The organism is Bradyrhizobium sp. (genome assembly GCF_049581145.1).
GTDB lineage: Bacteria > Pseudomonadota > Alphaproteobacteria > Rhizobiales > Xanthobacteraceae > Bradyrhizobium.
In genome coordinates this window covers 1-1,654 of sequence record NZ_JBAURI010000381.1, presented here as the reverse complement: position 1 = coordinate 1,654, position 1,654 = coordinate 1, and the positions used below count along the sequence as shown (strand labels likewise).

Annotated in this window: 3 protein-coding genes; 1 reads left to right on the top strand and 2 read right to left on the bottom strand. The window is 62.3% G+C overall.

All coding sequences use genetic code 11. From position 1 onward, the window contains the following. The coding region (locus tag WCB02_RS12295; protein WP_423958491.1) for a hypothetical protein at positions 1–180 on the bottom strand (180 nt) is incomplete at its 3' end. A gap of 200 nt (positions 181–380) precedes the next feature. On the opposite strand from WCB02_RS12295, the gene WCB02_RS12290 reads away from it, so the two are divergent. Beyond that, on the top strand, positions 381–992 hold the full coding sequence (locus tag WCB02_RS12290; protein ID WP_423958490.1) for a DUF2306 domain-containing protein: 612 nt from the start codon (positions 381–383) through the stop codon (positions 990–992). Positions 993–1,085: 93 nt separating this feature from the next. On the opposite strand, the gene WCB02_RS12285 is transcribed toward WCB02_RS12290, so the two are convergent. Next, positions 1,086–1,654 (bottom strand): M16 family metallopeptidase (locus tag WCB02_RS12285; protein WP_423958489.1); only part of this gene is annotated, 569 nt, incomplete at its 5' end.

Sequence of the window (1,654 nt, the reverse complement as noted above, 5' to 3'; positions counted from 1 at the left end):
ATCGGCGTCGAGGGCGGTGCGGATCGCGGAGGGTGATTCGCCGGTGGTGACGGGGAGGTTGGGGAGCGTGTCGAGGAAGTTGGCGATGCGGTCGACGAGAGCGTGGCCGAGGGTTTGGAATTGCTGCGGGGTTAGGGTGAGGGGTGAGTGGCGCTGGCTGCTGGGTGGCGGGTGGGGCATGGCGGCCTCTTGATGATTCTCTGGAATGGTAGTCGAGGCAGTCGGCGATGGCGGAAGGTTAGGAGAATTAATTTCGACGGAATGAGCGTGCTAGACTTCTCCAAAATCCTGAGCTGATTGGTTTGCGGGCCGCGTACCTCCTGAAACGAGGTGTTATGGCGTCGAGTGTTATGACTCTGGGGACGAAGGGCAGCGCACGGTTGCGGACGCTGCTGGTGTGGGTGAGCTGCGCTGTGCTGGCGGCGCTGATCGTGCGGTTTTACGGACGTGCGGTGATGCGGTATACGCACTTCGATGCGCCGCATTATCGAAGTTTCTGGCCGGCGAAGTGGTGGCTGGTGGCGCACCTTGGCGGAGGGTCGCTGGCGTTGCTGCTGGGGCCGTTTCAATTTGTCGGATGGATCAGGCGGAACTATGTGAAGGCGCATCGGTGGATGGGGCGGCTGTATCTGAGCGGGGTGCTGGTGGGGAGTATCGCCGCGGTGTATATGGGGCTGCGGGTGTCGCGGGACAAAGCGTTTGGTGTGGCGCTGTTGTACCTGGCGCTGGCGTGGGTGGTGACGAGTGGGATGGCGTATTTGTCGGTGATGCGGCGACAGTTTGCGGCGCACAGGGAGTGGATGATTCGCAGCTACGTGGTGACGTTTGCGTTTGTGCTATTTCGGCTGGGGGAGGATTTGAATTTGTATGGCGGGCTGGGGCCGTCCGCGCAGGCCGTGATGGTGGCTTGGATGGCGTGGGCGGTGCCGCTGTTGTTTACGGAGGTGGCGTTGCAGTGGAGGCGGTCGATGGGGGTGAAAGCCCGGGGCTAAAGCCCAGTTTTCTGGTTGGTCTTTTCAGGGGCCTAAAGGCCCCTGCTAATCCGGTAAAACGAATTCGCGTCCGGTGAAACGAATTCGCGTGGGCTAGCAGGCGAGGTCGGCGCGGGTTAGTTTTAGGGGGCCTAGATTGCCCAGCAGGGTTAGGGCGAGGGATTCGGGGTGGAAGAGGTCGTTGGCGAGGCGCTGGATGTCGGGGACGGTGACGCTATCGATCTCGGTGGTGATTTCGTCGAGCGAGAAGAAACGGCCCCAGTACATTTGCTGGCGGGCTAGCGAGGACATGCGGGAGCCGGAGGTTTCGAGGCCGAGGACCATGTTGCCTTTGATCTGGGACTTGGCGCGGTGGAGTTCTTCGTCGGTGACGGGCTCGCGCTTGAGGCGGGTTAGTTCGGCTAGCGTCAGGTCCAAAACTTGGCGGGTGTTGTCGGCAGAGCAGCCGGCGTAGATGGCCAGGGAGCCGGTGTCGCGGAAGGGGTTGAGCTCGGCGTAGATGCTGTAGGCGAGGCCGCGCTCTTCGCGGATGGATTGGAAGAGGCGCGAGGACATGCCGCCGCCGAGGATGGAGTTGAGCAGGTAGGCAGTGTAGCGATCGGGCGAGGCTACGGGCGGTGCGGGGACGGCGAGGCAGAACTGGACTTGCTCGAGGGACTTCT